This is a genomic window from Streptomyces sp. SCPE 10, assembly GCF_051980735.1.
In the GTDB taxonomy this organism is placed as follows: domain Bacteria; phylum Actinomycetota; class Actinomycetes; order Streptomycetales; family Streptomycetaceae; genus Streptomyces; species Streptomyces misionensis.
Genome location: NZ_CP197069.1, coordinates 2,964,438 through 2,991,417 on the forward strand (window position 1 = coordinate 2,964,438; position 26,980 = coordinate 2,991,417).

22 protein-coding genes and 1 tRNA gene are annotated in these 26,980 nt (G+C 71.7%); 16 read left to right on the top strand and 7 right to left on the bottom strand.

The window, feature by feature from the left end; genetic code table 11:
• The 9 genes from ACSP97_RS13865 (at position 1) to ACSP97_RS13905 (ending at position 11,281) form a co-directional block, all read left to right on the top strand.
• Positions 1–1,914, top strand: coding sequence for an acetyl/propionyl/methylcrotonyl-CoA carboxylase subunit alpha (locus ACSP97_RS13865; protein ID WP_440557741.1), 1,914 nt, complete (start codon positions 1–3; stop codon positions 1,912–1,914).
• Positions 1,915–1,931: 17 nt separating this feature from the next.
• Entirely contained in the window at positions 1,932–2,855 is a 924-nt protein-coding gene (locus ACSP97_RS13870; RefSeq protein WP_440558425.1) for a hydroxymethylglutaryl-CoA lyase, read from the top strand.
• Between the two features lie 5 nt (positions 2,856–2,860).
• A complete protein-coding gene (locus tag ACSP97_RS13875; RefSeq protein WP_355145005.1) occupies positions 2,861–4,021 on the top strand; it encodes an acyl-CoA dehydrogenase family protein in 1,161 nt (386 codons plus the stop codon).
• A 204-nt stretch (positions 4,022–4,225) separates the two neighbouring features.
• Positions 4,226–5,266 (top strand): ABC transporter substrate-binding protein, encoded by a 1,041-nt coding sequence (locus ACSP97_RS13880; protein ID WP_355145007.1) that lies wholly within the window; start codon positions 4,226–4,228, stop codon positions 5,264–5,266.
• Between the two features lie 53 nt (positions 5,267–5,319).
• Positions 5,320–6,165: a siderophore-interacting protein gene (locus ACSP97_RS13885; protein WP_358273890.1), complete on the top strand. Its 846-nt coding sequence runs from the start codon at positions 5,320–5,322 to the stop codon at positions 6,163–6,165.
• A gap of 104 nt (positions 6,166–6,269) precedes the next feature.
• Complete coding sequence (gene desA, locus ACSP97_RS13890) at positions 6,270–7,712, top strand: lysine decarboxylase DesA (RefSeq protein WP_355145011.1); 1,443 nt, start codon at positions 6,270–6,272, stop codon at positions 7,710–7,712.
• A complete protein-coding gene (locus ACSP97_RS13895) occupies positions 7,696–8,985 on the top strand; it encodes a lysine N(6)-hydroxylase/L-ornithine N(5)-oxygenase family protein (protein WP_355527713.1) in 1,290 nt (429 codons plus the stop codon). Before desA ends, ACSP97_RS13895 begins: the two co-directional genes overlap by 17 nt.
• On the top strand, positions 8,982–9,515 hold the full coding sequence (locus tag ACSP97_RS13900; RefSeq protein ID WP_358678531.1) for a GNAT family N-acetyltransferase: 534 nt from the start codon (positions 8,982–8,984) through the stop codon (positions 9,513–9,515). The genes ACSP97_RS13895 and ACSP97_RS13900 overlap by 4 nt, the downstream gene beginning before the upstream one ends.
• Complete coding sequence (locus ACSP97_RS13905) at positions 9,512–11,281, top strand: IucA/IucC family protein (protein ID WP_440557745.1); 1,770 nt, start codon at positions 9,512–9,514, stop codon at positions 11,279–11,281. The genes ACSP97_RS13900 and ACSP97_RS13905 overlap by 4 nt, the downstream gene beginning before the upstream one ends.
• A 78-nt stretch (positions 11,282–11,359) precedes the next feature.
• On the opposite strand, the gene ACSP97_RS13910 is transcribed toward ACSP97_RS13905, so the two are convergent.
• Positions 11,360–12,988, bottom strand: coding sequence for a beta-N-acetylhexosaminidase (locus ACSP97_RS13910; RefSeq protein WP_440557746.1), 1,629 nt, complete (start codon positions 12,986–12,988; stop codon positions 11,360–11,362).
• Between the two features lie 62 nt (positions 12,989–13,050).
• Between ACSP97_RS13910 and ACSP97_RS13915 the strand changes: the two genes are divergently transcribed.
• From ACSP97_RS13915 to glmS, 3 genes are all read left to right on the top strand, one after another.
• Positions 13,051–13,962 (top strand): DUF4429 domain-containing protein, encoded by a 912-nt coding sequence (locus tag ACSP97_RS13915; protein ID WP_355145021.1) that lies wholly within the window; start codon positions 13,051–13,053, stop codon positions 13,960–13,962.
• 107 nt (positions 13,963–14,069) lie between these two features.
• Positions 14,070–14,327, top strand: coding sequence for a hypothetical protein (locus ACSP97_RS13920; RefSeq protein WP_355145023.1), 258 nt, complete (start codon positions 14,070–14,072; stop codon positions 14,325–14,327).
• A 12-nt stretch (positions 14,328–14,339) separates the two neighbouring features.
• The gene (gene glmS / locus ACSP97_RS13925; RefSeq protein ID WP_358295682.1) at positions 14,340–16,157 is read left to right on the top strand and encodes a glutamine--fructose-6-phosphate transaminase (isomerizing); all 1,818 of its coding nucleotides are present in this window, start codon (positions 14,340–14,342) and stop codon (positions 16,155–16,157) included.
• A gap of 49 nt (positions 16,158–16,206) precedes the next feature.
• On the opposite strand, the gene ACSP97_RS13930 is transcribed toward glmS, so the two are convergent.
• Positions 16,207–16,734, bottom strand: a complete 528-nt coding sequence (locus ACSP97_RS13930; RefSeq protein ID WP_358295679.1) for a universal stress protein — start codon at positions 16,732–16,734, stop codon at positions 16,207–16,209.
• Positions 16,735–17,063: 329 nt separating this feature from the next.
• Here ACSP97_RS13930 and ACSP97_RS13935 point away from each other — a divergent pair, with 329 nt between their 5' ends.
• The 4 genes from ACSP97_RS13935 (at position 17,064) to ACSP97_RS13950 (ending at position 20,071) form a co-directional block, all read left to right on the top strand.
• Positions 17,064–17,480 (top strand): hypothetical protein, encoded by a 417-nt coding sequence (locus ACSP97_RS13935; RefSeq protein WP_355145029.1) that lies wholly within the window; start codon positions 17,064–17,066, stop codon positions 17,478–17,480.
• A gap of 378 nt (positions 17,481–17,858) precedes the next feature.
• Positions 17,859–19,088, top strand: coding sequence for a helix-turn-helix domain-containing protein (locus ACSP97_RS13940; protein ID WP_355145031.1), 1,230 nt, complete (start codon positions 17,859–17,861; stop codon positions 19,086–19,088).
• A gap of 192 nt (positions 19,089–19,280) precedes the next feature.
• Positions 19,281–19,883, top strand: a complete 603-nt coding sequence (orn, locus tag ACSP97_RS13945; protein WP_358678546.1) for an oligoribonuclease — start codon at positions 19,281–19,283, stop codon at positions 19,881–19,883.
• Between the two features lie 115 nt (positions 19,884–19,998).
• Positions 19,999–20,071, top strand: a tRNA-His gene (locus tag ACSP97_RS13950).
• A 237-nt stretch (positions 20,072–20,308) separates the two neighbouring features.
• Here the strand turns inward: ACSP97_RS13950 and ACSP97_RS13955 are convergent.
• The 5 genes from ACSP97_RS13955 to ACSP97_RS13975 all read right to left on the bottom strand — a co-directional run bounded on the left by ACSP97_RS13955 (position 20,309) and on the right by ACSP97_RS13975 (position 26,877).
• Positions 20,309–21,352, bottom strand: coding sequence for a LacI family DNA-binding transcriptional regulator (locus ACSP97_RS13955; RefSeq protein WP_355145035.1), 1,044 nt, complete (start codon positions 21,350–21,352; stop codon positions 20,309–20,311).
• A 178-nt stretch (positions 21,353–21,530) separates the two neighbouring features.
• The gene (locus ACSP97_RS13960; protein WP_440557749.1) at positions 21,531–22,979 is read right to left on the bottom strand and encodes a GH1 family beta-glucosidase; all 1,449 of its coding nucleotides are present in this window, start codon (positions 22,977–22,979) and stop codon (positions 21,531–21,533) included.
• 239 nt (positions 22,980–23,218) lie between these two features.
• Complete coding sequence (locus tag ACSP97_RS13965; RefSeq protein ID WP_355145039.1) at positions 23,219–24,127, bottom strand: carbohydrate ABC transporter permease; 909 nt, start codon at positions 24,125–24,127, stop codon at positions 23,219–23,221.
• A gap of 14 nt (positions 24,128–24,141) precedes the next feature.
• On the bottom strand, positions 24,142–25,134 hold the full coding sequence (locus ACSP97_RS13970; RefSeq protein WP_358273878.1) for a carbohydrate ABC transporter permease: 993 nt from the start codon (positions 25,132–25,134) through the stop codon (positions 24,142–24,144).
• A gap of 426 nt (positions 25,135–25,560) precedes the next feature.
• On the bottom strand, positions 25,561–26,877 hold the full coding sequence (locus ACSP97_RS13975; protein ID WP_355324830.1) for an ABC transporter substrate-binding protein: 1,317 nt from the start codon (positions 26,875–26,877) through the stop codon (positions 25,561–25,563).
• Positions 26,878–26,980 lie beyond the last annotated feature (103 nt).

A 26,980-nucleotide genomic window follows, 5' to 3' on the forward strand; every position in this document is an offset into this window, starting at 1 on the left:
GTGTTCGACACAGTGCTGGTCGCCAACCGGGGCGAGATCGCGGTACGGGTCATCCGTACGCTCCGCTCGCTGGGCGTGCGCTCGGTGGCGGTCTTCTCCGACGCCGACGCGGACGCGCGGCACGTCCGGGAGGCCGACACGGCGGTACGGATCGGCCCGGCGCCGGCGGCGGAGAGCTATCTGTCGGTGGAGCGGCTGCTGGAGGCCGCCGCCCGCACCGGCGCGCAGGCCGTCCACCCCGGCTACGGCTTCCTCGCCGAGAACGCCGCCTTCGCGCGGGCCTGCGAGGAGGCGGGCCTGGTCTTCATCGGCCCGTCGGCCGAGGCCATCGCGCTCATGGGCGACAAGATCCGCGCCAAGGAGACGGTGGAGGCCGCCGGGGTGCCGGTGGTCCCCGGCGGACGCGACCCCGAACTGGCCGACGCAGCCCGCGCGTTGGGTGCGCCCGTGCTGCTGAAGCCGTCGGCGGGCGGCGGCGGCAAGGGCATGCGCCTGGTGCGGGACCTGTCGGTGCTGGACGAGGAGATCGCCGCCGCCCGCCGCGAGGCCCGTGCCTCCTTCGGCGACGACACCCTGCTGGTGGAGCGGTGGATCGACCGGCCCCGGCACATCGAGATCCAGGTGCTGGCCGACGGCCACGGCCATGTGGTCCACCTCGGCGAGCGCGAGTGCTCGCTCCAGCGGCGCCACCAGAAGATCGTCGAGGAGGCGCCGAGCGTCCTCCTCGACGAGGCCACGCGGGCGGCGATGGGCGAGGCCGCCGTGCAGGCGGCGCGCTCGTGCGGGTACCGGGGCGCGGGCACGGTGGAGTTCATCGTGCCGGGCAACGACCCGTCGTCGTACTACTTCATGGAGATGAACACCCGGCTCCAGGTGGAGCACCCGGTCACCGAACTGGTCACCGGCCTCGACCTGGTCGAGTGGCAGCTGCGGGTGGCGGCCGGCGAGCCGCTGGGCTTCGCCCAGGAGGACGTCCGGCTGACCGGGCACGCGGTGGAGGCCCGCATCTGCGCCGAGGACCCCGCCCGCGGCTTCCTCCCCTCCGGCGGCACCGTCCTGCTGCTGAACGAGCCGCAGGGCGACGGCGTCCGCACCGACTCCGGCCTCAGCGTGGGCACCGAGGTCGGCAGCCTGTACGACCCGATGCTCTCCAAGGTGATCGCGTACGGCCCCGACCGGGAGACGGCGCTGCGCAGGCTCCGGGCGGCGCTAGCGGAGACGGTCACGCTGGGCGTCCCGACCAACGCGGGCTTCCTGCGCCGGCTGCTGGGCCATCCGGCCGTGGTGGCGGGCGAGCTGGACACCGGCCTGGTGGAGCGGGTCGTGGACGAACTGGTCACCACCCGGGTACCGGGGGAGGTCTACGAGGCGGCGGCGGCCGTACGCCTCCAGGCGCTGAAGCCGCGCGGCACCGGCTGGACCGACCCCTTCTCCGTGCCCGACGGCTGGCGCCTGGGCGGCACCCCCAAGCCCCCCGCCTTCCCCCTGCGGGTGCAGGAGCCGGTGACGTACACCCCGCGCGGCACCGCCGAGGTCACGGACACCGCGGTGACCGTCACCCTCGACGGCGTCCGGCACGGTTTCCACCGCGCCGGGGACTGGCTGGGCCGCGACGGCGACGCCTGGCAGGTGCGCGACCACGACCCGGTGGCCGACTCCCTGTCCCAGGCCGCGCACGCGGGCGCCGACTCGCTGACCGCCCCGATGCCCGGCACGGTGACCGTCGTCAAGGTCGCCGTCGGCGACGAGGTGGTCGCCGGCCAGAGCCTGCTGGTGGTGGAGGCGATGAAGATGGAGCACGTCATCTCCGCCCCGCACGCGGGCACGGTCGCCGAGCTGGACGTGACGCCGGGCACCACGGTCGCCATGGACCAGGTGCTGGCCGTCATCGCACCGACGGAGGAGGCGCGGTGAGCACCGAGCGACTGCCCATGGTCGTACCGGCCCCGGGCCTGCCCAGCCGGGTGCGGATCCACGAGGTCGGGGCGCGCGACGGGCTCCAGAACGAGAAGATCGCCGTACCGACCGGGGTGAAGGCCGAGTTCATCCGCCGGCTGGCCGACGCGGGCCTGACGACCGTGGAGGCGACGAGCTTCGTGCACCCCAAGTGGGTGCCCCAGCTCGCCGACGCGGAGCAGCTGTTCCCGCAGGTGCGGGACCTGCCCGGGGTCGCGCTGCCCGTCCTCGTCCCCAACCGGCGGGGTCTGGAGCGGGCGTTGGGGCTGGGCGCCGACCGGATCGCGGTCTTCGCCAGCGCCACCGAGTCCTTCGCCAAGGCCAACCTCAACCGCACGGTGGACGAGTCCCTCGCCGTGTTCGAGCCGGTGGTGCGCCAGGCCAAGGACGCGGGCGCGCACGTGCGCGGCTACGTCTCCATGTGCTTCGGCGACCCCTGGGAGGGCGCGGTGCCGCCGCGCCAGGTGGTCCGCGTCTGCACGGCCCTGCGGGACATGGGCTGCGACGAGCTGAGCCTCGGCGACACCATCGGCGTGGCCACCCCCGGCCAGGTGCGCGAACTCCTCGATCTGCTCAACGAGGAGGGCGTGCCGACCGACGAGATCGGGGTGCACTTCCACGACACCTACGGACAGGCGCTCGCCAACACCTACGCGGCCCTGGAGCACGGCGTGACGACGGTCGACGCGTCGGCCGGCGGGCTCGGCGGCTGCCCGTACGCCAAGTCCGCCACCGGCAACCTCGCCACCGAGGACCTGGTCTGGATGCTGCACGGGCTCGGTATCGAGACCGGCGTCGACCTCGCCCGGCTGACCGCCACCAGCGTGTGGATGGCCGCCCACCTCGACCGGCCCAGCCCCTCCCGTACCGTCCGCGCTCTCTCCCACAAGGAACAGTGATCAGCATGGACCACCGCCTCAGCCCCGAGCTGGAGGAACTCCGCCGCACGGTCGAGGAGTTCGCGCACGACGTCGTCGCGCCGAAGATCGGCGACTTCTACGAGCGGCACGAGTTCCCGTACGAGATCGTCCGCGAGATGGGCCGCATGGGTCTGTTCGGGCTGCCGTTCCCGGAGGAGTACGGCGGCATGGGCGGCGACTACCTGGCGCTCGGCATCGCCCTGGAGGAGCTGGCCCGGGTGGACTCCTCGGTGGCCATCACCCTGGAGGCCGGCGTCTCGCTCGGCGCCATGCCGATCCACCTCTTCGGCACCGAGGAGCAGAAGCGCGAGTGGCTGCCCCGGCTGTGCTCGGGCGAGATCCTGGGCGCCTTCGGGCTGACCGAGCCGGACGGCGGCAGCGACGCGGGCGGGACCCGTACGACGGCCCGGCTGGACCCGGACACCGACGAATGGGTCATCAACGGCTCCAAGTGCTTCATCACCAACTCGGGCACGGACATCACCGGGCTGGTGACGGTCACCGCGGTCACCGGCCGCAAGCCGGACGGCAAGCCGCTCATCTCCTCGATCATCGTCCCGTCCGGCACCCCGGGCTTCACGGTGGCCGCGCCCTACTCCAAGGTCGGCTGGAACGCCTCGGACACCCGTGAACTCTCCTTCGTGGACGTGCGGGTGCCCGCCGCCAACCTGGTCGGCCAGGAGGGCCGCGGCTACGCCCAGTTCCTGCGCATCCTGGACGAGGGCCGCATCGCCATCGCCGCCCTGGCCACGGGCCTGGCCCAGGGCTGTGTGGACGAGTCGGTGAAGTACGCCAAGGAGCGGCACGCCTTCGGCCGGCCCATCGGCGCCAACCAGGCCATCCAGTTCAAGATCGCCGACATGGAGATGAAGGCCCACACGGCCCGCCTCGCCTGGCGCGACGCCGCCTCCCGCCTGGTCTGCGGCGAGCCCTTCAAGAAGGAGGCGGCCCTGGCCAAGCTCTACTCCTCCACCATCGCCGTCGACAATGCCCGGGACGCCACCCAGATCCACGGCGGCTACGGCTTCATGAACGAGTACCCGGTCGCCCGGATGTGGCGCGACTCCAAGATCCTGGAGATCGGCGAGGGCACGAGCGAGGTCCAGCGGATGCTGATCGCCCGGGAGTTGGGACTGGTGAGCTGACGGGCCCCGGCACCGGGGAACGGGCCGCGCGGCCCGGGTGGGCGACCTGACCGCCACCCGGGCCGCGCGGCCTTTCCCGTGTCGGCGGCAGGGTGCCGGACAGCCGGTCCGCACACCACACCCTGGACAGCAAGGAAGGTTAGGCTAACCTACCTTTGCACCTGTCCGGCGGGCGTCGCGCCCCGTTCGAAAGCGGTCATACCCATGTCCCATGCCCGTGCCCTCCACCTCTCCCGCCGCGGCCTGCTCGCCGCGGGCGGCGCCGTCGGACTCGGCGCCGCGCTCGCGGCCTGCGGGGACGACAAGGGCGAAGGCAGCGGCAAAGCGGCGGCCACCGGGAAGTCCGGCCCTTGGTCCTTCAAGGACGACCGCGGTACGACCGTGAAGCTGGATCGGACCCCGGCGAACATCGTCGCCTTCACCGGCGTCGGCGCCGCGCTCCACGACTACGGCGTCCGGGTCAAGGGCGTCTTCGGCCCCACGACGACCAAGGACGGCAAGCCGGACGTGCAGGCCGGCGACATGGACGTCAGCAAGGTGACCGTCCTCGGCAACGCCTGGGGGCAGTTCAACATCGAGAAGTACGCCGCCCTCGCCCCGGACGTGCTGATCAGCACCATGTTCGACGACGCCGGCACCCTCTGGTACGTCCCGGAGGAGTCCGCGAAGAAGATCGGCGCGCTCGCCCCGAGCGTCGGCATCTCCGTCTACGACCGCCCGCTCACCGAGCCCCTCCAGCGGATGTGGGACCTCGCGGCGTCGCTCGGCGCCGACATGAAGGCGCCGAAGGTCACCGCCGCGAAGAAGCGGTTCGAGGAGGCCGCGGCCCGGCTGCGCGCCGCGGCCAAGGCCCGGCCCGAGATCAAGGTGATGGCGGGCAGCGCGAGCGACCAGCTCTTCTACGTCTCCGGCACCAACCTCTCCGTCGACCTGGAGTACTTCAAGGCGCTCGGGGTGAACTTCGTGGAGCCGCCGGAGAGTGCGAAGAAGCAGGGAGGCGGCTGGTACGAGTCGCTGAGCTGGGAGAACGTCGACAAGTACCAGGCCGACATCATCATGATGGACGACCGGACCTCGGCCATCCAGCCCGCGGACATCACCAAGCCGACCTGGAAGAAGCTGCCCGCGGTGAAGGCGGGCCAGGTGATCCCCCGCTCCCCCGAGCCGATCCTGTCGTACGACAAGTGCGTCCCGCTGCTGACGAACCTGGCCGAGGCGCTGGAGAAGGCGAAGAAGGTCCGCTGAACCGGCGCGCGGAGCACACCCAGCCCTGACCCCACCCCCTCAGGAGCCCGTTCATGACGACAGCCGTCGCCTCCCCCTTCCGGTTCTTCCCCCTCCAGGTCGCGCGGACGCGGCGGCTCGGGCCGACGCTCGTCCGGGTCACCTTCACCGGCGACGCCCTGCACGCCTTCCACTCCGACGGGCGCGACCAGTCGCTCTCCCTGTTCCTGCCGCGCCCCGGGCAGACCGAGCCCGTCGTACCGCTCGACCTGGACGACGACTGGTCCCGGCGGTGGCGGGAGTTGCCGCAGGACGTGCGGGCCGTGATGCGGTCGTACACCCTGCGGGCCCTGCGCCGGGACCCGGACGAGGTCGACATCGACTTCGCGTTGCACGGCACGGAGCCGGGCGCCCCGACGCCCGCGGGGCCCGCCTCCCGGTGGGCCTCGCGCGCCGTGCCCGGCGACCGGGTGCTGCTGCTCGGCCCGGTGGTCGCCGACAACCGGTCGATCCGGTTCCGGCCGCCCGAGGACACCGACCTGGTGGTGATGTGGGGCGACGAGACCGCCGTACCGGCCGCGACCGCCATCCTCGAATCCCTCCCCGCCGGCACCCCCGTGCGCGCCTGGTTCCATGTCCCCTGCGCCGGTGACGTCCAGGACGTGCGCACGGACGCCGACGCGGAGATCACCTGGCTGGTACGCGCAACCGGTTCCCCCGAACCGCTCACCACCCTCCGCGAGGCCCCACTGGACGACGCCGCACGACCCTACGTGTGGCTCGCCGGAGAATCGGCCCACGTCAAGGCGCTGCGCCGGCACTTCGTCGCCGACCGCGGCGTGGACCGGCGCCGGGTGACGTTCGTGGGCTACTGGCGCCGGGGCCTGACGGAGGAAGAGCTGCGGGCGACGGGGGAGTAGCCCCCCTCGGGGCATGGCCCTCGTCCGCGCAGACGTGCGCCTCGAACCAGGAAAGTTAGGTTAGGCTAACCTAAGTTGAATCCACCTCACCGGAGGACACCCCCATGCGCTCCCACCTGCTCAATGGCCGCACCGCGGAGCACTACCGCCGCTCCGTGACCGAAGGAGTCGAGCGGGTGGCGGAGAAACTCGCCGGTGTCGAGCGGCCGTTCACCGGCGTCGCGCCGGACGCGCTCGCGCCCCGTGTCGACGCCATCGACCTGGACCGGCCGCTCGGCGACACCGGGGCCGCGCTGGACGAGTTGGAGGACGTCTATCTGAAGGACGCGGTCTACTTCCACCACCCCCGCTACCTCGCCCACCTCAACTGCCCGGTCGTCATCCCGGCGGTGCTCGGCGAGGCGGTGCTCTCCGCGGTCAACTCCTCGCTGGACACCTGGGACCAGTCGGCAGGCGGCACCCTCATCGAGCGCAAGCTGATCGACTGGACGGCCGGGCGGATCGGGCTCGGGCCGGCCGCGGACGGGGTCTTCACGTCCGGCGGCTCCCAGTCCAACCTCCAGGCGCTGCTGCTGGCCCGGGAGGAGGCCAAGTGCCACGACCCGGCGAAGCTGCGGATCCTCGCCTCGGAGATCGGGCACTTCAGTGTGCAGAAGTCGGCGAAACTGCTGGGGCTCGGCGAGGACGCGGTCGTCACCGTGCCCGTCGACCGCGACAAGCGGATGCGGACCGTCGCCCTCGCCGGCGAACTGGAGCGCTGCCGCCGTGCGGGGCTGGTGCCGATGGCGGTCGTCGCCACCGCCGGCACCACCGACTTCGGCTCCATCGACCCGCTGCCCCGCATCGCCGAACTGTGCGACCGGTACGGGGTGTGGCTGCACGTGGACGCCGCCTACGGCTGCGGGCTGCTCGCCTCCCGGAAGTACCGGCACCGCATCGACGGCATCGAGCGCGCCGACTCGGTCACCGTCGACTACCACAAGTCCTTCTTCCAGCCGGTGAGTTCCTCCGCCGTACTGGTCCGCGACGGCGCCACCCTGCGGCACGCCACCTACCACGCCGACTACCTCAACCCGCGCCGCACGGTGCGCGAGCGCATCCCCAACCAGGTCGACAAGTCCCTCCAGACCACCCGCCGGTTCGACGCCCTCAAACTGTGGCTGACCCTGCGCACCATGGGCGCCGACGGCATCGGCGAACTCTTCGACGAGGTCTGCGACCTGGCCGTGGCCGGGTGGCGGCTGCTGGCCGCCGACCCGCGGTTCGACGTGGTGGTCGAGCCGTCCCTGTCCACCCTGGTGTTCCGCTTCGTCCCGGCCGCCGTCACCGACCCGGCCGAGATCGACCGGGCCAACCTCCATGCCCGCAAAGCCCTGTTCGCCTCCGGTGAGGCCGTGGTCGCGGGCACCAAGGTCGGCGGCCGCCACTACCTGAAGTTCACCCTCCTCAACCCCGAGACGACCCCGGCCGACATCGCCGCCGTCCTCGATCTGATCGCCGGCCACGCCGAGCAGTACCTGGGAGAATCCCTTGACCGCGCTTCCTGAAGCCAGCCGCGTCCACGACCTCGTGGGGATCGGTCTCGGCCCCTTCAACCTCGGTCTCGCCTGCCTCACCGAGCCGATCGACGCGCTGGACGCCGTCTTCCTGGAGTCCAAGCCCGGCTTCGAGTGGCACGCCGGGATGTTCCTGGACGGCGCCCACCTCCAGACCCCGTTCATGTCGGACCTGGTCACCCTGGCCGACCCGACCTCGCCGTACTCCTTCCTCAACTACCTGAAGCAGAAGGGCAGGCTGTACTCCTTCTACATCCGGGAGAACTTCTATCCGCTGCGGGTGGAGTACGACGACTACTGCCGCTGGGCCGCGAACCGGCTGAGCAGCGTCCGGTTCGGCACCACGGTCACCGAGGTGTCGTACGACGAGGAGGGCGAGCTGTACCTCGTGCGCACCGCCGCCGGGGAGACGTACCGGGCCCGGCACCTCGTCCTCGGCACGGGCACGGTGCCCTACCTCCCCGAGGCCTGCCGCGGCCTCGGCGGGGACCTGCTGCACACCTCCGCGTACATGCACCGCAAGGCGGAGCTGCGCGAGAAGAGATCGATCACGGTCGTCGGCAGCGGGCAGAGCGCGGCGGAGATCTACCACGAGCTGCTGTCCGAGATCGACGTCCACGGCTACCAGCTCAACTGGGTCACCCGCTCCCCGCGGTTCTTCCCGCTGGAGTACACCAAGCTGACGCTGGAGATGACCTCGCCGGACTACATCGACTACTTCCGCGCGCTGCCCGAGGAGACCCGCTACCGGCTGGAGAAGCAGCAGAAGGGCCTGTTCAAGGGCATCAACTCGGAGCTGATCGACGCGATCTTCGACCTGCTGTACCAGAAGGACGTGGCGAGCGGGGACCGGCCGCTGCCGACCCGGCTGCTCACCAACTCCTCACTGGTGAGCGCCCGTTACCACGACGGGAGCTACACCCTCGGCTTCCGCCAGGACGAGCAGGGCAAGGACTTCGAGATCCGCAGCGAGGGCCTGGTGCTGGCCACCGGCTACCACTACGAGCCGCCGGCCTTCCTCGCCCCGCTCCGCGACCGGCTGCGCTTCGACGGCCACGGCCGCTTCGACGTCGCCCGCAACTACAGCATCGACGTCACCGGCCGCGGCGTCTTCCTCCAGAACGCCGGCGTCCACACCCACAGCATCACCAGCCCCGACCTCGGCATGGGCCCGTACCGCAACGCGACCATCATCCGCGAGCTGCTCGGCAGCGAGCACTACCCGGTCGAGAAGTCCATCGCCTTCCAGGAGTTCGCCGTATGACCGACACCGACTTCGGCTTCCGTCCCGTCGATCCGCGCGCGGACGCGGCGCTGCTGCACTCCTGGATCACCCACCCCAAGGCCGCCTTCTGGATGATGCAGGACGCCCGGCCGGCGGACATCGAGCGCGTGTACACGGAGATGGCCGCCGACGAGCACCAGGAGGCCCTCCTCGGGCTGCGCGGCGAGCGGCCCGTCTTCCTCATGGAGAAGTACGACCCGGCGCACCGGGAACTGGTCGGCCTCTACGAGGCGCGCCCCGGTGACGTCGGGATGCACTTCCTGACCCCGGCGACCGACACACCCGAGCACGGCTTCACCCGGGCCGTCCTCACCGCCGTCATGGCCCGCCTGTTCCAGGATCCGGCGGTGCGGCGCGTCGTCGTCGAGCCGGACGTGCGCAACACGGCCGTGCACGCCCTCAACGCGGCCGTCGGCTTCGTGGCCGAGCGGGAGATCGGCAAGCCGGAGAAGCAGGCCCTGCTGAGCTTCTGCACCCGCGAGCAGTTCACCCGGGCGGTGGCCCGATGACCCCCGTGCAGGCCGTGGCCCACCTGTCCCCCGACCGCTGGGCGACCGCCAACCGGCTGCTGATACGCAAGGCGCTCGCCGAGTTCGCGCACGAGCGCCTGATCACCCCCGAGGAGGACGGCGAGGGGTACGTCGTCCGCGGCGACGACGGGCTCACCACGTACCGGTTCACCGCCGTGCGCCGCGCCCTCGACCACTGGCAGGTCGACGCCGGCTCGATCACCCGCCACCGCGACGGCAGTGAACTCCCGCTCGCCGCACTGGACTTCTTCATCGAGCTGAAGGGGTCGCTGGGGCTGAGCGACGAGATGCTGCCGGTCTACCTGGAGGAGATCTCCTCCACCCTGGCCGGCACCTGCTACAAGCTCACCAAGCCCCGCGTCACGGCGGCCGAGCTGGCCGCGAGCGGCTTCCAGGCGATCGAGACCGGGATGACCGAGGGCCACCCCTGCTTCGTCGCCAACAACGGACGGCTCGGGTTCGGCGTCGACGAGTACCTGTCGTACGCCCCGGAGACCGCGCGCCCGATCCGCCTGGTGTGGCTGGCCGCGCACCGCTCGCGGGCCGCGTTCACGGCGGGGGCCGGGATCGAGTACGAGGGCTTCGTCCGGGGCGAGCTGGGCGCGGCGACCGTCGAGCGGTTCCACCGGACGCTGACCGCGCAGGGCCTGGACCCCGCCGACTACCTCTTCCTGCCGGTCCACCCCTGGCAGTGGTGGAACAAGCTGTCGGTCACCTTCGCCGCGGAGATCGCCCGGCGTCACCTCGTCTGCCTCGGCGAGGGCGACGACGAGTACCTCGCCCAGCAGTCCATCCGGACCTTCTTCAACACCAGCGACCCGCACAAGCACTATGTGAAGACGGCCCTGTCCGTGCTCAACATGGGCTTCATGCGCGGGCTTTCGGCCGCCTACATGGAGGCCACCCCGGCCATCAACGACTGGCTCGCCCGGCTGATCGAGGACGACCCGGTGCTGAAGGGCACCGGTCTGACGATCATCCGGGAGCGGGCCGCCGTCGGCTACCGGCACCTGGAGTACGAGCGGGCCACCGACCGCCACTCCCCCTACCGCAAGATGCTGGCCGCGCTGTGGCGGGAGAGCCCGGTGCCCGCGCTCCAGGACGGCGAGTCGCTCGCCACCATGGCCTCCCTGCTGCACGTGGACCACGAGGGCGCCTCGTTCGCGGGCGCGCTGATCGCGCGGTCCGGGCTGGCGCCGGCCGACTGGCTGGCGGCGTACCTGCGGGCGTACTACGTCCCGCTGCTGCACAGCTTCTACGCCTACGGCCTGGCGTTCATGCCGCACGGCGAGAACACCATCCTGGTGCTGCGGGACGGGGTCGTGCGGCGGGCGGTGTACAAGGACATCGCCGAGGAGATCGTGGTGATGGACCCGGATACGCCGCTGCCGCCGGAGGTGGCACGGATCCGCGCCGACGTCCCCGAGGAGGAGAGGCTGCTGTCGGTCTTCACCGACGTCTTCGACTGCTTCTTCCGCTTCCTCGCCGCCCTCCTCGCCGCCGAGGGCGTCCTCACGGAGGACGAGTTCTGGCGGACGGTCGCGCACGTCACCCGCGCCTACCAGGAGGCGAACCCCCAGCTCGCCGACCGGTTCCGGCGGTACGACGTGTTCGCCCCCGAGTTCGCGCTGTCCTGCCTCAACCGGCTCCAGCTGCGCGACAACCGGCAGATGGTGGACCTCGCCGACCCGTCGGGGTCGCTCCAGCTGGTGGGCACCCTGGAGAACCCCATCGCCGGGTTCTGAAGCCCTGGGACCGCGAGAACCCGGAGACGGGCGGGCGCCCCGGAGTACGGTCCTCCGGGGCGCCCGTTCCCCTCCGTCTCAGCTCGTGGGCCAGGGCACCTGCGGCGACTTGTAGTAGCGGATGCCGAGGGCGTCCCAGCGTGGGGCCTGGGCGGCCAGGCGCACCTTGTAGGTGTCCCAGTCGTGGGTGGCCGCCGGCGACCAGCCCAGCTCGGCCGCGCCCGGCAGCCGCGGGAAGGCCATGTACTCGATGTCGGCGGACGTCTTCAGCGTCTCCGACCACAGGGGCGCCTCCACGCCCCTGACCGCCGACGCCGGCGCGCCCGGCAGATAGGCGCCGGGGTCCCAGTCGTACGACCTGCGCACCTCCACCAGGCCCGCCCAGGTGAGGCCGAGCCTGGTGTCCTTGGTGTACTTCATGTCCAGGTACACCCGGTCGGCCGGGGACAGGATCAGCCCCGTGCCGTTGCGGGCGGCCTGCGCGACCTGGTCCTTCTCGGCCGCGCTGGTGCCGTCCAGGCCCCAGTACTGGGCGAGGGCGCCCTTGGCGGGGTGGGCGCCGGTGAGCTGGTGCCAGCCGATGACCGTCTTGCCGTACTTGGCGACGATCGGCTGGACCCGGTCCATGAACGTCACGTAGTCGGCGTGGCTGGTGGAGTGTGCCTCGTCGCCGCCGATGTGCAGATAGCGGCCCGGGGTGAGCGCGGCCAGCTCCCGCACGACGTCGTCGACGAAGGTGTAGGTGACGTCCTTGGAGACGCACAGCGAGCTGAAGCCGACGCTGGTGCCGGTGTAGCGCGGGGGTGCCACGCCGTCGCAGTTCAGCTTGGCGTACGAGGCGAGGGCCGCGTTGGTGTGGCCGGGCATGTCGATCTCCGGGACGACCTCCACGTAGCGGGAGGCGGCGTAGGAGACGATCTGCCGGTACTGCGCCTTGGTGTAGTAACCGCCCTTGCCGCCGCCGACCTCGGTGGCGCCGCCGTAGGACGCAAGGCGCGGCCAGGAGTCGACGGCGATGCGCCAGCCCTGGTCGTCGCTGAGGTGCAGATGCAGCTCGTTGACCTTGTACAGGGCGAGTTCGTCGATGTACCGCTTCACCTGGTCGACGCCGAAGAAGTGCCGGGAGACGTCCAGCATGGCGCCGCGGTAGGCGTAGCGGGGCCGGTCCTCGATGGTGCCGCCGGCGATCCGCCAGCTCCGCCGGCTCACCGTCTTCTTCTCCACGGCGGCCGGCAGCAGCTGACGCAGCGTCTGCACACCGTGGAAGAGGCCGGCCGGGGTGTCCGCGGTGAGGGTGACCCCGTCGGGGCCGCTGTGCAGCCGGTACCCCTCGGCGCCCAGGCCGGTCGTGGCCAGGTGGAGGCGGATGCCGCCGCCGTGGTCGGTGAGCGGCAGCGGATAGCCGGTGGAGGGCCGCAGGATGCCGGCGAGATAGGCGCCGACGCGGCGGACCCCGGCCGAGTCGTCGACCCGGACGGCGGTGCCCCGGGTGAGGCGGTACGGCGCTCCGCCCGGGGTGACGGAGGCGGGGGCCGGGACCACCCGGCCCAGCGGGATGGGGGCCGCGGCACGGGCGCCCGCGGCGGCGGCGCGCGCCTCGGGCACGGTGGGGGCGGCGCCGAGGGCGAAGGCGCCGGCCGCCAGGGCGAGCAGCAGCGAACCGAGAACGCGGCCGGTTCGGGGAGTCGAGCTGTGGTTCCGTCTCACATGCGCTCCCTTCGTATCTGGTCGAGACCACTCTCCCGCAGATCCGGTGAAACAATCCCTCTGTGGCGGAAATCATCCAGAAGGACGGCACCTGGGTCTTCGACGGCGACGCCCTGCGGCTCACTCCGGGCCGGGACGGGTCGGTCGGGTCGCTGCGCCGGGAACTCGGTGAACTCGTGGTCCCGCTGGGGGCGTTGGCCTCCGTCTCCGTCGAGCGGGGCAAGAAGTCGGGGTGGCTGAGGCTGCGGCTGCGCGAGGGCGCCGACCCGCTGCTCCAGGCGACCGGCGGCCGGCTCGGCGAGGCCGACGACCCCTACCGGCTGACCGTGCGGCCCGACCGGTACGGCGTCGCCGAGTACTTCGCGGACGAGGTGCGCAACGCCCTGCTGCTGGAGGGGGTTTCCGCCGAGCCGGTCTCCGGCTTTCTGCTGCCGGGCCCGCCGCTGCCGGTGTCCGCGTCCGCCGGGGACGGCAGCGCGCACTTCGACGGGGAGCGGGTGCGGCTGGAGTGGAACTGGAAGACCGAGGACGTCAAGGCCGAGACCGGCACCCGGACCCTCCCGCTCGCCGACATCCTCGGCGTGCAGTGGCGGCCCGCGTCCGGGCTGGAGAACGGGCACCTGCGGTTCGTAGTGCGGGGCGCCCCGGTCACCGCGCGAGCCAAGTACGACCCGAACGCCGTGGAGCTGTGGGGCTTCCGCAAGGACCCGCTGATGGCGCTGGTGGCCGCCGCCGTGCAGGCGCGGCTGCCGCACCCCTCGGCGCCGGGGTCCGCCGGGCCCCGCGACGAGTCGCCCGCCCCACGGCGAACGCCACTGCCGGAGCAGGGGGCCGCACCGGAGCGGGGGGCCGCCGAGGACACCCATGACGCGCTGCTGCGCCGGTTGCGGGAGCTGGGCGAGCTGCGCCGTGACGGGGTGCTGACCGAGGAGGAGTTCACCCTGGCCAAGCGGGCGGTGCTGGACAGGATGTGAGGTGCCCCACAGGGCTGGGGCAACTTCGCGGCCCCGCCCGGCCGTGGGCTGCCCGATATCGGGCAGGATTCTTGCGAATCCGTCTCTGTTGCCCGAGGATCTACCGGGTGCACGACGAACTCGTAGATCATCTGACGCGGTCCACGCCCCTGGCCAGGGGCGAGGCGCTGCGGGTGATCCAGGACGTGCTCGCCTACTTCGACGAGTCGACGGAGGACTTCGTCCGTCGCCGCCACCGCGAACTCCAGGCCCAGGGCCTGGTGAACGCGGAGATCTTCGAACGGATCGGGGCGGACCTCAGATATCGAGCGGTGGCACCGCCCGAGCTGACGCTCAGGCAGCTGCGCCGCATCGTCTACGGCTAGGAATACCTGTATATGTGCGGAATTGTCGGTTACATCGGGAAGCGTGACGTCGCCCCCCTCCTCCTGGAGGGCCTCCAGCGGCTGGAGTACCGCGGGTACGACTCCGCGGGCGTCGTCGTCACCTCCCCGAAGGCGCCCGGCCTGAAGATGGTCAAGGCCAAGGGCCGGGTGCGCGACCTGGAGGCGAAGATCCCGGCGCGCTTCAAGGGCACCACCGGCATCGCCCACACCCGCTGGGCCACCCACGGCGCCCCCTCCGACGTGAACGCCCACCCGCACATGTCGGCCGACAACAAGGTCGCCGTCGTCCACAACGGCATCATCGACAACGCCGCCGACCTGCGCCGCAAGCTGGAGGCGGACGGCGTCGAGTTCCTCTCCGAGACCGACACCGAGGTCCTCACCCACCTCATCGCCCGCTCGACCGCCGAGAAGCTGGAGGACAAGGTCCGCCAGGCGGTCCGGCTGATCGAGGGCACGTACGGCATCGCCGTGCTGCACGCCGACTTCCCCGACCGGATCGTGGTGGCCCGCAACGGCTCCCCGGTCGTCCTCGGCATCGGCGAGAAGGAGATGTTCGTCGCCTCCGACATCGCCGCCCTGGTCATGCACACCCGTCAGATAGTGACCCTGGACGACGGCGAGATGGCCACCCTCAAGGCCGACGACTTCCGCACCTACACCACCGAGGGCACCCGCACCACGAGCGAGCCCACCACGGTGGAGTGGGAGGCCGAGTCGTACGACATGGGCGGCCACGACACCTACATGCACAAGGAGATCTTCGAGCAGGCCGACGCGGTCGACCGCGTGCTGCGCGGCCGGATCGACGACCGGTTCTCCACCGTGCACCTCGGCGGTCTCAACCTGGGCGCCCGCGAGGCCCGGCAGATCCGCCGGGTGAAGATCCTCGGCTGCGGCACCTCGTACCACGCGGGGCTCATCGGCGCCCAGATGATCGAGGAGCTGGCCCGTATCCCCGCCGACGCCGAGCCGGCCTCCGAGTTCCGCTACCGCAACGCGGTGGTGGACCCCGACACCCTGTACGTCGCGGTCTCCCAGTCCGGTGAGACGTACGACGTCCTCGCCGCCGTGCAGGAGCTCAAGCGCAAGGGCGCGCGGGTCTTCGGCGTCGTCAACGTGGTCGGTTCGGCGATCGCGCGCGAGGCGGACGCCGGCATCTACGTGCACGCGGGCCCCGAGGTCTGCGTCGTGTCGACCAAGTGCTTCACCAACACCACGGTCGCCTTCGCGCTGCTCGCCCTGCACCTGGGCCGCACCCGCGACCTCTCGGTGCGCGACGGCAAGCGGATCATCGAGGGCCTGCGCAGGCTGCCCGAGCAGATCACCGAGATCCTCAAGCAGGAGGAGCAGATCAAGGAGCTGGCCGAGCTGTACGCCGACGCCCGCTCCATGCTCTTCATCGGCCGGGTCCGCGGCTACCCGGTCGCCCGTGAGGCCTCCCTCAAGCTGAAGGAGGTCTCCTACATCCACGCCGAGGCCTACCCGGCCTCCGAGCTGAAGCACGGCCCGCTGGCGCTGATCGAGCCGGCCCTGCCGACGGTCGCGATCGTGCCCGACGACGACCTGCTGGAGAAGAACCGCGCCGCGCTGGAGGAGATCAAGGCCCGCGAGGGCAAGATCCTCGCGGTGGCCCACCGGCACCAGGAGAAGGCCGACCAGACCATCGTCGTCCCCAAGAACGAGGACGAGCTCGACCCGATCCTGATGGGCATCCCGCTGCAGCTCCTCGCCTACCACACGGCGAAGGCGCTCGGCCGGGACATCGACAAGCCGAGGAACCTGGCGAAGTCGGTGACGGTCGAGTAGCGGACCGGAAGGGGACCCCCGTGCGCGGCGCACGGGGGTCCTTCCCGTGTCAGGGGATGACGATCACCGGCCGCCGCGCCCGGCGGGCGAGCCGCCCCGCGACGGAGCCGAAGATCCGGCCCACGATGCCGTGGGTGGAGCCGACGACGATCGCGTCCGCCTCGTACTCCCGCCCCACCTCCTCGAGTTCGTGGCAGATGTCCCCACCGCGCTCGACCAGGATCCACGGCACCTCGGAGAGGTAGTCCGCGCAGGCCAGTTCGAGACCGAGGACCTCCGTGCGGTGGTCCGGTACGTCCACGAAGACCGGGGGCTCGCAGCCCGCCCACACGGTGGTCGGCAGCCGGTTGGCGACATGCACGATGATCAGGCCGGAGTGGGAGCGGTGGGCCATGCCTATCGCATAGGCGAGGGCGCGCTCGCTGGAGGTGGAGCCGTCGAAGCCGACGACGACCCCGTGCCGGAAGGCTGGATCGCAGGATTGGCGTGACTCGTCCGCCGCCAGGGGTTCGGCCGCCGTGGGATCGGCGACCGGCCGCTTGCGGTCCGCGGGTTCGAAGAATTCGTGACCGGCCATGGCTGTCTCGGCGTTGTGATCCTTTATGGGATGGGCGACAGTGTGCAGCGGAGCTGTCCGGGAAACATCTTCCCCACCCCATACCCCCAAGGGTACGGCGGCACGCCTCCCGAGCCCAGATCCCTTGCACGCTCCGTAAGGTCCCCAGACGTCCGTAGGGGTTCACCGGAGCATGCACGAGCCGCGCCCGTAACGCAATGCTCGCTGCCCCGTACAGGCGGTTTGCACAGGATTCACAGCCGCACGGCCGGTGACCGACCGGTCGGACGGGCGTTGAAGGGGGTGAGCCACCGCCACAGCGAGCCACGAGGCGCCACAGGGAGTACGAGATGCCCGGTCCCCGGACCGACGAGGAGCCCGCCGCGCCGGACAGCGCGAGCGAGCTGATCCGCTGGGCCGCCTTCAGTTGCGTCCTCGTCCCCGTGGTCCTGGTCTGGTACGGCACCTCGCTGGCCGGTGCCACGGGCACCGCGCTGGGCCTGGCCGCCGTCACCGCCGTCTGCCGGCTGCTGCTGCGCCGCTCGGAGCGAGGTGCGCGAGGTGCGCGGGGCGCGCGCGGCGCACGGGCGGGCCGGGGTGTGCGAGGGGGTCGCCGGGCGCGGGGAGCGCGCGGCGCGCGGCGGGGTGCCGACGGTGCGGGCGGGGGCCGGGGGCGCGGTGCCCGGCACGGGGGCGCGCGCGGGGCGGACCGTTCCGGCGTGCAAAGAGGCGGACGTCACACCCGGGAGCGGACACCGGTCGACTGACCGGTTTCCACGCTTCCAAGCGCTTCTTTTCAGCCAACTTCCGGTTCTCGCCCAAAGGCGGTCCTGACCACCCCTCAACCCCCGTTCCACCTGCACGGAAAGGGTCCGTGGGGCGCTGCGCACCCTACGCGCTTTGGCCACTGCCACGAGGCGCACTTCCCTGCACGGCTCGCGAGTGCAACCCTTCGTGATCGAATGCTTCACGCCAAGTTGTCATGTCGACAATGTGCCGCATTTGGAACTGGTCACCGTGCGTGCGCGGGACCCAGTAGATTCGATCTTGACTGTCTTATGGCGGGGGACTCGTGCAGGACCGAGGGGAAACGTGCAGGAGCGACACAACCGAGGAGCCGCGACCACCGAGGGGGGCTTAGCAGTATGAGCCACGACTCCACTGCCGCGCCGGAAGCCGCTGTCCGGAAACTGTCCGGACGTCGCCGCAAGGAGATCGTCGCGGTGCTGCTGTTCAGCGGCGGCCCCATCTTCGAGAGTTCCATACCGCTGTCGGTGTTCGGGATCGACCGCCAGGACGCCGGGGTACCGCGCTACCGACTGCTGGTGTGCGGCGGCGAGGAAGGCCCCCTGCGGACCACGGGAGGCCTCGAACTCACCGCGCCGCACGGGCTGGAGGCGATCTCCCGCGCCGGCACCGTCGTCGTACCGGCCTGGCGCTCGATCACCGCGCCGCCACCGGAGGAGGCGCTCGACGCACTGCGCCGGGCGCACGAGGAAGGCGCCCGCATCGTGGGGCTGTGCACCGGCGCGTTCGTGCTGGCGGCGGCCGGGCTGCTGGACGGCCGCCCGGCGACCACCCACTGGATGTACGCGCCGACGCTGGCCAAGCGCTATCCGTCGGTGCACGTCGATCCGCGGGAGCTGTTCGTCGACGACGGCGACGTGCTCACCAGCGCGGGTACGGCGGCCGGAATCGATCTCTGTCTTCATATCGTGCGCACGGACCACGGCAACGAGGCGGCCGGCGCGCTCGCCCGGCGCCTGGTGGTCCCGCCGCGCCGCTCCGGCGGTCAGGAGCGCTACCTCGACCGGTCTTTACCGGAGGAGATCGGCGCCGACCCGCTCGCCGAGGTCGTCGCCTGGGCGCTGGAGCACCTCCACGAGCAGTTCGACGTGGAGACGCTGGCGGCCCGCGCGTACATGAGCCGCCGTACGTTCGACCGCCGGTTCCGCTCGCTCACCGGCAGCGCGCCGTTGCAGTGGCTGATCACCCAGCGGGTGCTCCAGGCGCAGCGGCTGCTGGAGACGTCGGACTACTCGGTGGACGAGGTGGCCGGCCGGTGCGGATTCCGCTCGCCGGTCGCGCTGCGCGGGCACTTCCGCCGCCAGCTGGGCTCCTCGCCCGCCGCGTACCGGGCCGCCTACCGGGCCCGCCGGCCGCAGGGCGACAAGCCGGGTGAGCCGGAGGCGGCCGGCGCGCAGCCGCCGTCCGGCCAGCCGATCTCGTCCCCGGGCCTGCCGGGGCCCGGTCCGATGGGCTCGGTGCCCGCGATGCTGCACCCGGAACGGGACAGCGGGGTGCCGATCCAGAGCCGGCGCACGGCGGCGGCCGGGGCGGTGACGCTGCTCCCCGGACCGCGCGCCGGAAGCTGACGGGTCCCGACGGTCGGGGAGCGGGGGCGGAGTCTTCGGGCTCCGCCCCCGCTCCCTTTCCCGGCGGCTCCCCGCGATCCCCTCGCGGCTCCCCGCGGTTCTCCCCTGTTCTCCCCTGTGGCCGTCTTCTCGTCCGCGGCCGGTACCGACGCGGGGCATCCCAAACGCGGAGGTCCGCCTTAGGGTGGTCGCATGAACGATCGCATGGTGTGGATCGACTGCGAGATGACCGGCCTCTCGCTGTCCGACGACGCTCTCATCGAGGTGGCCGCCCTCGTCACCGACTCCGAGCTGAACGTACTCGGCGAGGGGGTGGACATCGTCATCCGCCCGCCGGAGCGGGCGCTGGAGACGATGCCGGAGGTGGTGCGTCAGATGCACACCGCGTCCGGGCTGCTCGCCGAGCTCCCGGGCGGCACGACGCTCCAGGACGCCGAGGAGCGGGTCCTGGCGTACATCAAGGAGCATGTGAAGGAGCCGGGCAAGGCCCCGCTGTGCGGCAACTCGGTCGGCACCGACCGCGGCTTCCTGCTGCGGGACATGCCGACGCTGGAGGACTGGCTGCACTACCGGATCGTGGACGTCTCCTCGATCAAGGAGCTGGCCCGCCGCTGGTACCCGCGGGCGTACTTCAACAGCCCGGAGAAGAACGGCAACCACCGGGCCCTCGCCGACATCCGCGAGTCGATCGCCGAACTGCGTTACTACCGCGAGGCCATCTTCGTCCCGCAGCCCGGCCCCGACTCGGACACGGCGCGGACGATCGCGGCCAAGCACGTGGTGCCGGCGAAGTAGTACGTCCGGGGGCCCTGGGGGTGCGGCGCGAAAACCTGTGCGCGAGCACCCCTTCGGACCCTGTAGACTTCTTCTCGGCCGGTCGGGGAAACGACAAGTTCCCACACCGGTCGTGGTGGGTGTAGCTCAGCTGGTAGAGCACCTGGTTGTGGTCCAGGATGTCGCGGGTTCGAGTCCCGTCACTCACCCTGAACGAACAGCCGGTGATTCCGTCGCACGACGGGATCACCGGCTGTTTCGCGTTCAGGCCCCAAACCGCCGCAGAGCACGCCGGCCACCCCGCGCTCGACGCCCGCCGACCCGGCCGCGGCCGCTCACGCCCGCGCGGCCCCGACCGCCCAGAGCGCGGCCCTCGGCGCCGCCCCGTCCGAGGCCGAGGACCCCGAGCCGCGCACCGCCCTCGCGGTGCCCCCCGGGGCGCCCGCTCAGGACGACGCCCGCGGCACCAGTTCCGTCGGCAGCACCGTGTGCCGCTGCTGCGGGCCGCGGCCGGCGGCGGCTATCTCGGACTGGAGCAGGCTGATCATGGTCCGGCCCATCTGCTCGATGGGCTGGCGGACGCTGGTGAGGGGCGGGTCCATGTGGCGGGCGATGGCGGAGTCGTCGTAACCGACCAGGGCGACGTCGTCCGGGATGCGGCGGCCCTCCTCGCGCAGCACCTGGCGGGCGCCGGCCGCCGTCACGTCCGAGGCGGCGAAGACCGCGTCCAGATCGGGGCGGCGCGACAGCAGGGCGGACATCGCCCGGCGGCCGCCCTCCTCGGTGAAGTCGCCCGGCTCCACGAGGAGCTCGTCCGGCTCCTGGCCGGCCGCGCGCAGGGCGTCGCGGTAGCCGTCGACACGGCGCTGGGCGCCGTACACGTCCGGGCGGCCGGTGATGTGGGCGATCCGGGTGCGCCCCCGGGACAGCAGGTGCTCCACGGCCGCGCGGGCGCCCCCGTAGTTGTCCGAGTCCACCGAGGTGAGCGTCTCCGCGGCCGAGCGCGGGCCGCTGATCACCGCCGGGATCTCCAGCTGGGCCAGCAGATCGGGCAGCGGGTCGTCGGCGTGCACCGAGACCAGCAGGACGCCGTCCACCCGGTGGGCCGCCAGGTACTGGGCCAGCCGCCGCCGCTCCCGGTCGTTGCCCGCGAAGATCAGCAGCAACTGCGTCTCGGTCTCGGCCAGTTCGGCACCCACCCCGTGCAGCATGTCGGAGAAGTACGGCTCGGCGAAGAACCGGGTCTCCGGCTCGGGCACCACCAGCGCGATGGCGTCGGTGCGGTTGGCGGCCAGGGCGCGGGCCGCGGTGTTGGGGACGTAGCCGAGTTCGGCGACCGCCGCCTCCACCGCGGCGCGGGTCGCGTCGCTGACCCGGGGCGAGCCGTTGATCACGCGCGAGACCGTGCCGCGGCCGACCCCGGCCCGCGCGGCGACCTCCTCCAGGGTCGGCCGCCGGCCGCCCCGGCCCCGTCCACCGTTGACCGACATGGTCGCGCCTCCCGTTCGCCGCCCTCAGGCCAGGAATGTAACAGCAGGGACCGATCCGCCCCCGCTCCCATCGTCCCTCGCCGGGCCGGCTCCCCCGCCCCCGCGGGAACGCGAAGGGGCGCGGCCGGGCTCGCGGCCGCGCCCCTCGGACCCGTGGCCGGTCAGGCCCCCGCCTCGCTCACCGGGCGGCCGGCAGCGCGTTGTCGCGGATCACGCCGGCGTACCAGTGGGCGCTCGCCTTGGGGATGCGGCGCTGGGTGGGGTAGTCGACGTAGACGGCGCCGAAGCGCTTCGAATAGCCGTAGGACCACTCGAAGTTGTCCAGCAGGGACCACAGGAAGTAGCCGCGGACGTCCGCCCCGTCGGCGATGGCCCGGTGCACCGCCTCCAGGTGGCCGTGCAGATAGGCGATCCGCTGCGGGTCCTCGACCCGGCCCTCGGGAGAGGCGTAGTCGTCGAAGGCGGCCCCGTTCTCGGTGACCATCAGCGGCAGCTGCGGGTGCGAGGCCGCGAGCCCGGTCAGCAGGGTGTGCAGCCCGTTGGCGTCGATGGCCCAGTTCATCGCGGTCAGCTGGTCGTTGGCGAGGTGGAAGGCGACGTCGTCGCAGCCGGTCCACGGGGAGTGCTCGCTGGCGCCGTGGCCGTCGTTCTTGGTGGTGCCGACGCCCTCGGTGGCCAGGGACACCACGGTGGGCGAGTAGTAGTTGACGCCGAGCACGTCGATGGGCCGGGAGATCTCCGCCAGGTCGCCGTCGTGCACCAGCTGCGCCCAGTCGACGAGGTGCGCGGTGTCGGCAAGCAGGTCCTCGGGGTAGGCGCCGTCCAGGACCGGGCCGGTGAAGATCCGGTTGCCGACCGCGTCGATACGGCGCGCGGCCTCGGCGTCGGCGACGCTGTCGGTCAGCGGGCGCACCTGGTGCAGGTTGAGGGTGAGGGAGATCTGCGCGGACGACGGCAGGACCGAGCGCAGCGCGCCGACGCCCAGGCCGTGGGCCAGGTTGAGGTGGTGCGCGGCGCGCAGGGTGGCGGCCGGGTCGGTGCGGCCGGGCGCGTGCACGCCGGAGCCGTAGCCGAGGAAGGCGCTGCACCAGGGCTCGTTGAGGGTGGTCCACACGCCGACCCGGTCGCCGAGGGCGCGGGCCATGATCTCGGCGTACTCGGCGAACCGGTGCGCGGTGTCGCGGTGCGGCCAGCCGCCGACGTCCTCCAGCTCCTGCGGCAGGTCCCAGTGGTACAGGGTGGCGACCGGGGTGATGCCCGCTTCGAGCAGCTCGTCGGTGAGCCTGCGGTAGAAGTCCAGGCCGCGCTCGACGGCGGGGCCGCGGCCGGTGGGCTGGACCCGGGACCAGGAGACGGAGAACCGGTACGCCTTGAGGCCGAGGTCCTTCATCAGGGCGACGTCGTCGCGGTAGCGGTGGTAGTGGTCGGCGGCGATGTCACCGGTGTCGCCGTTGCGGACCTTGCCGGGGGTGTGGCTGAAGGTGTCCCAGATGGAGGGGGTGCGGCCGTCCTCGGCGGCGGCACCCTCCACCTGGTAGGCGGCGGTGGCGGCACCCCAGACGAAGCCCGGTGGGAACGAGGTGCTCGACGCCTGCTGGGCACTGGTCTCGGGTCGTACGGCGGTCATGGTGAGAGCGCTCCCAAAGGTGGCGTGCGGAAGGGTACGGAAGGTGGTCCGGCGGTGCGGGACCGGGGGTGGGTGGGGGTCGGGGGACGGAACGGGCCGGGGCGTGGTGAACGCCCGTCCGGTACGGCCCGCGCGCGGGGCGGGCCGTACGGTGTGCGGGTCGTACCGGACGGGCCGCAGCGGTGCCCGCGGCGGGACGTGCGGGGCGGACCCGGCCGCGGGGCACGGGCCCGGGGGCCTCAGCCCTTGACGGCGCCCGCCATGATCCCGCCGACGATCTGCTTGCCGAAGACGATGAAGACGACCAGCAGCGGCAGCGTGCTGATCAGGGCTCCGGCCATGACGATGCTCTGGTCGGGGGTGTAGGAGGCGCTGAGCTGGCCGAGCGCCACCTGGATGGTGGGGTTCTCCTGGTTCAGCGCGAGGAAGGGCCAGAAGAAGTCGTTCCACGCCTGCACGAACGTGAGCATGCCGAGCACCATCATCGCGGGCCGGGCCGCGGGCAGGACCACGTTCCAGACGATACGGAGGTTGTTCGCCCCGTCCACCTTGGCCGCCTCGATCAGCTCGTAGGGCAGGGCCTCCAGCAGGTACTGGCGCATGAAGAAGACACCGAAGGCGCCGACCAGGGTCGGGAAGATCACCGACTCCAGCTTGCCGCCCCACCCGATGTCGGACATCAGCATGAACAGCGGGACCACGCTGAGCTGCGGCGGGATGGTCAGGGTGGCGATGACCGCGGTCATCAGCACACCGCGCCCGCGGAAGCGCATCTTGGCGAAGGCGTACCCGGCGAGGGTGCAGAAGAACAGGGTGGCGGCGGTGATGCAGCCGGCCACGATCACGCTGTTGACGATGGCCTTGCCCAGGTTGGCCTGCTCCCAGGCCGCCTGGAGGTTGCTCCACAGCCTGCCGCCCGGTATCAGCGGCGGCGGGGTGTCCAGGACCCGCTGCTGGTCGTGCGAGGCGGCCACCAGCGTCCAGTACAGCGGGAGGATCGAGCCCAGGCCGACGACGACGAGCGCGATGTAGGTGAACGGGCCGCCCTTGAGCTGCTGGCCGGCGCCGATCTTGAAGCGTCGGCGGCCACTGCCCTCGTGGGCGAGGACCTCCGGCGCGGCGGTGTTGGTGGGACTGATCGTGGTCATCGATATCGCTCCCGTCAGGCCGCGCTCTTGCGCACGAACCGGCCGACGATCCAGTTGATCAAGGCGATGAGCAGCAGCAGGACGAGCATCGCCCAGGCCACGGCGGCGGCCGGGCCCAGATGCCCGAGCTTCCAGCCGTAGTTGTAGAGGTAGATGCTGAGCGTCTCGTACTGGTGCTCGCTGCCGCCGACGGCGCCGAGCGTGCCGCCCTGCAGCAGCAGCGGCTCACCGAACAGCTGCATGGAGCCGATCGTCGAGATGACGATGGTGAACAGGATCGTGGGCCGCAGCGAGGGGATCGTCACCTTGCGGAACTGCTGCCAGCGCGTCGCCCCGTCGATCGAGGCGGCCTCGTACAGCTCGCTGGGCACCGCCTGCATGGCGGCGAGGTAGATCAGCGCGTTGTATCCGGTCCAGCGCCAGATCACGATGACCGAGATGGCTATCTTCGAGGTCCACTCCCCGTTGCCCCAGTCGGTGTTGCCCGCGCCGAAGAAGTGCAGCACCCAGTTGAGGACGCCGCCGTCGGCCCGGAAGACCAGGGCGAACACCAGCGCGGCGGTGGCCACCGAGGTGGCGTACGGGGTGAGGATGACCGTCCGCCAGAACGTGCTGGCGCGCAGCTTGTAGTTGAGCAGGTGGGCGAGCCCGAGCGCCACGAGGAGCTGCGGGACGGTGGAGAGGACGCCGATGACGAAGGTGTTGGCGACCGCCGTCCAGAACTCCGAGTCCTGGAGGATCTTGGAGAAGTTGTCGAAGCCGACCCACTGGGACTGGCTCAGGCTCGTCATCTCCACCCGGTGCAGGGCGATCCACCCGGTATAGAGGAGCGGGTAGAGCCCGAAGGCGCCGAAGACGAGGAAGAAGGGGGCGATGTAGGCGTACGGCGACGCGATGTCGTCGAAGCGCCACAGCCGGCTGCGCCATCCGCCGCGGCCGTTCGGCGCGGCGCCGGAGCCGCCGGGGGGCGGGGTGCTGGTACCCCGTACGGGGGTTGTCGTTGCCACGAGGGAGTCCTTCCCTGAAGGTCTGGGCCGGGTACGGGGCGAAAGACGCGTTCGGGAACCGGGCGCCCGTCCCGCCGCTCCTTGTGCGGATGGACTGAAGTGCCGAGCGGCCCGCGCCGCGGCCTGACGTGCGTGCGGGGCCGGCCCCGGCGGGACCGGACGCCGGGTCCGGTCCCGCCGGGCACCGGCCTGGGGCCTGGTGCCCGCCCGGCCGGCGCTTCCCGCCGGACGTGGCGGTCGGGCGGGAAGCGCCGGTCGGGGTGTGGTCCTGCCGGGCGTGGCGGCGCCGGTCCGGGTCCCGCTGTCCATGGCCCGGTGCCCGGCCCGCCCCGCCCGGCGGCCCCGCGCCCGCGACGGCGGCCGGCACACGGCCCCGCGCGGGCGCGGGTGCGGGCGGCCGGTGGAGCCGCCCGCACCCGGCGGTCGTCAGCCGATCGCCTTGTCGATGGTGTCGGTGGCGTCCTTCCAGGCCTTGTCCGGCTTGGTGCCGCGCTGCTCCATGTTGTTGATCTGGGTGGAGATGGTGTCCTTGATCACGCCGTCCTTCGCACCGAGCACGGCCTCGGGGATGGAGTTGGCCTCGTCGGCGTAGATCTGCCCGATCGGGGCGTCGCTGAAGTACGGGAGCTTGGCGTTCTTCACGCTGGCCAGCTGGTACGCGCCCTTGTTGGACGGGAAGACACCGACGGCCTTGAAGACGGCGGCCTGCTGCTCGGGGGCGGTCAGCCACTTGACCAGCTCGATGGCCTCCTTGACGTGCTTGCCGCCCTTGGGCACGGCCAGGAAGGAGCCGCCCCAGTTGGCCGCGGTGGTGCCGGGGGCGCGGGAGATGTCCCACTTGCCCTTGTAGGCGTCACCGGAGTAGGTCGAGATCTGCGCGGCCATCCAGGCGGGGCACACCACGGTGGCCACGGTGCCCTTGCGCAGCGCCGCCTGCCACGGGTCCTGGAACTGGGCCAGGCCGGCGCTGAGCTTCTTCGAGGCGGCCTCGGCGGCCAGGTTCCAGCCCTGCTTGACGGACGCGCTGTCCTTGTAGACCGGCTTGCCGGAGGAGTCGTAGTACTGCTCCGAGGAGGAGCTGACGACCGCGTTGTACATGGCGCTCGCGGAGTCCATGAACTTGGTGCCGGCGGGCGCCTTCTTCTGGTACTGCTCGCCCAGCTTGAGGTAGTCCTCCCAGCCGCCCGAGACCGCCTTCGCCACGGCCTCGCGGTCGGTGGGCAGGCCCGCCTTCTGGAACAGGTCCTTGCGGTAGCACAGGGACATCGGGCCGATGTCGGTGCCGGCCCCGATCACCGAACCGTCCTGCGCGGTCGCCTGCTTCTCCTTCCAGGAGACCCAGTCGCTCACGTTGATCGACTTGCTGAGGTCCGCGAACTTGCCCGCCTGGGTGTCCACGACCTCCTTGATGCGGCCGACCTCGATGCCCGTGACGTCGCCGAAACCGCTGCCCGAGTTCAACTGCTGAAGCAGCTTCGGGTAGTAGTCCTGCTCGTTGGCGGTGGTCTCCTCCTTGACCGTGATGTTGGGGTGGAGCTTGTGGTACTGCTCCAGCAGGCCGGCTTCCTTGTAGCCGAACTGGCCGAAGTCCGCCAGCTTGAGGGTGATGTTCCCGTTGGAGTCCGAGGCGTCCGAGCCGCCGTCGCTGCTGCAGCCGGTCAGCAGCACTGCGGAGGCCGCCAGGACCGCCGTGGCCACGGCCGCCGCTCTGCGGCCGTGGCCGCCGGTACGGGTGATGCGCATTCCACTACTCCTTGTTCCAGTGGGAACGGACCTCAGGAATCCGACCGCCGGTGTGCGACGGCCCGGACCTGCCCTCTCGGTTCGAGCAGCGGCCAGCCCACAG

Bases quoted from the DNA above. Each gene is read 5' to 3' on its own strand.
- ACSP97_RS13880 (WP_355145007.1), top strand. From the start codon at position 4,226: ATGTCCCATGCCCGTGCCCTCCACCTCTCCCGCCGCGGCCTGCTCGCC.
- desA (WP_355145011.1), top strand. From the start codon at position 6,270: ATGCGCTCCCACCTGCTCAATGGCCGCACCGCGGAGCACTACCGCCGC.
- ACSP97_RS13965 (WP_355145039.1), bottom strand. From the start codon at position 24,127: ATGACCACGATCAGTCCCACCAACACCGCCGCGCCGGAGGTCCTCGCC.
- ACSP97_RS13870 (WP_440558425.1), top strand. From the start codon at position 1,932: ATGGTCGTACCGGCCCCGGGCCTGCCCAGCCGGGTGCGGATCCACGAG.
- ACSP97_RS13960 (WP_440557749.1), bottom strand. From the start codon at position 22,979: ATGACCGCCGTACGACCCGAGACCAGTGCCCAGCAGGCGTCGAGCACC.
- ACSP97_RS13875 (WP_355145005.1), top strand. From the start codon at position 2,861: ATGGACCACCGCCTCAGCCCCGAGCTGGAGGAACTCCGCCGCACGGTC.
- ACSP97_RS13930 (WP_358295679.1), bottom strand. From the start codon at position 16,734: ATGGCCGGTCACGAATTCTTCGAACCCGCGGACCGCAAGCGGCCGGTC.
- ACSP97_RS13955 (WP_355145035.1), bottom strand. From the start codon at position 21,352: ATGTCGGTCAACGGTGGACGGGGCCGGGGCGGCCGGCGGCCGACCCTG.
- ACSP97_RS13975 (WP_355324830.1), bottom strand. From the start codon at position 26,877: ATGCGCATCACCCGTACCGGCGGCCACGGCCGCAGAGCGGCGGCCGTG.
- ACSP97_RS13900 (WP_358678531.1), top strand. From the start codon at position 8,982: ATGACCGACACCGACTTCGGCTTCCGTCCCGTCGATCCGCGCGCGGAC.
- ACSP97_RS13885 (WP_358273890.1), top strand. From the start codon at position 5,320: ATGACGACAGCCGTCGCCTCCCCCTTCCGGTTCTTCCCCCTCCAGGTC.
- orn (WP_358678546.1), top strand. From the start codon at position 19,281: ATGAACGATCGCATGGTGTGGATCGACTGCGAGATGACCGGCCTCTCG.
- ACSP97_RS13940 (WP_355145031.1), top strand. From the start codon at position 17,859: ATGAGCCACGACTCCACTGCCGCGCCGGAAGCCGCTGTCCGGAAACTG.
- ACSP97_RS13905 (WP_440557745.1), top strand. From the start codon at position 9,512: ATGACCCCCGTGCAGGCCGTGGCCCACCTGTCCCCCGACCGCTGGGCG.
- ACSP97_RS13935 (WP_355145029.1), top strand. From the start codon at position 17,064: ATGCCCGGTCCCCGGACCGACGAGGAGCCCGCCGCGCCGGACAGCGCG.
- glmS (WP_358295682.1), top strand. From the start codon at position 14,340: ATGTGCGGAATTGTCGGTTACATCGGGAAGCGTGACGTCGCCCCCCTC.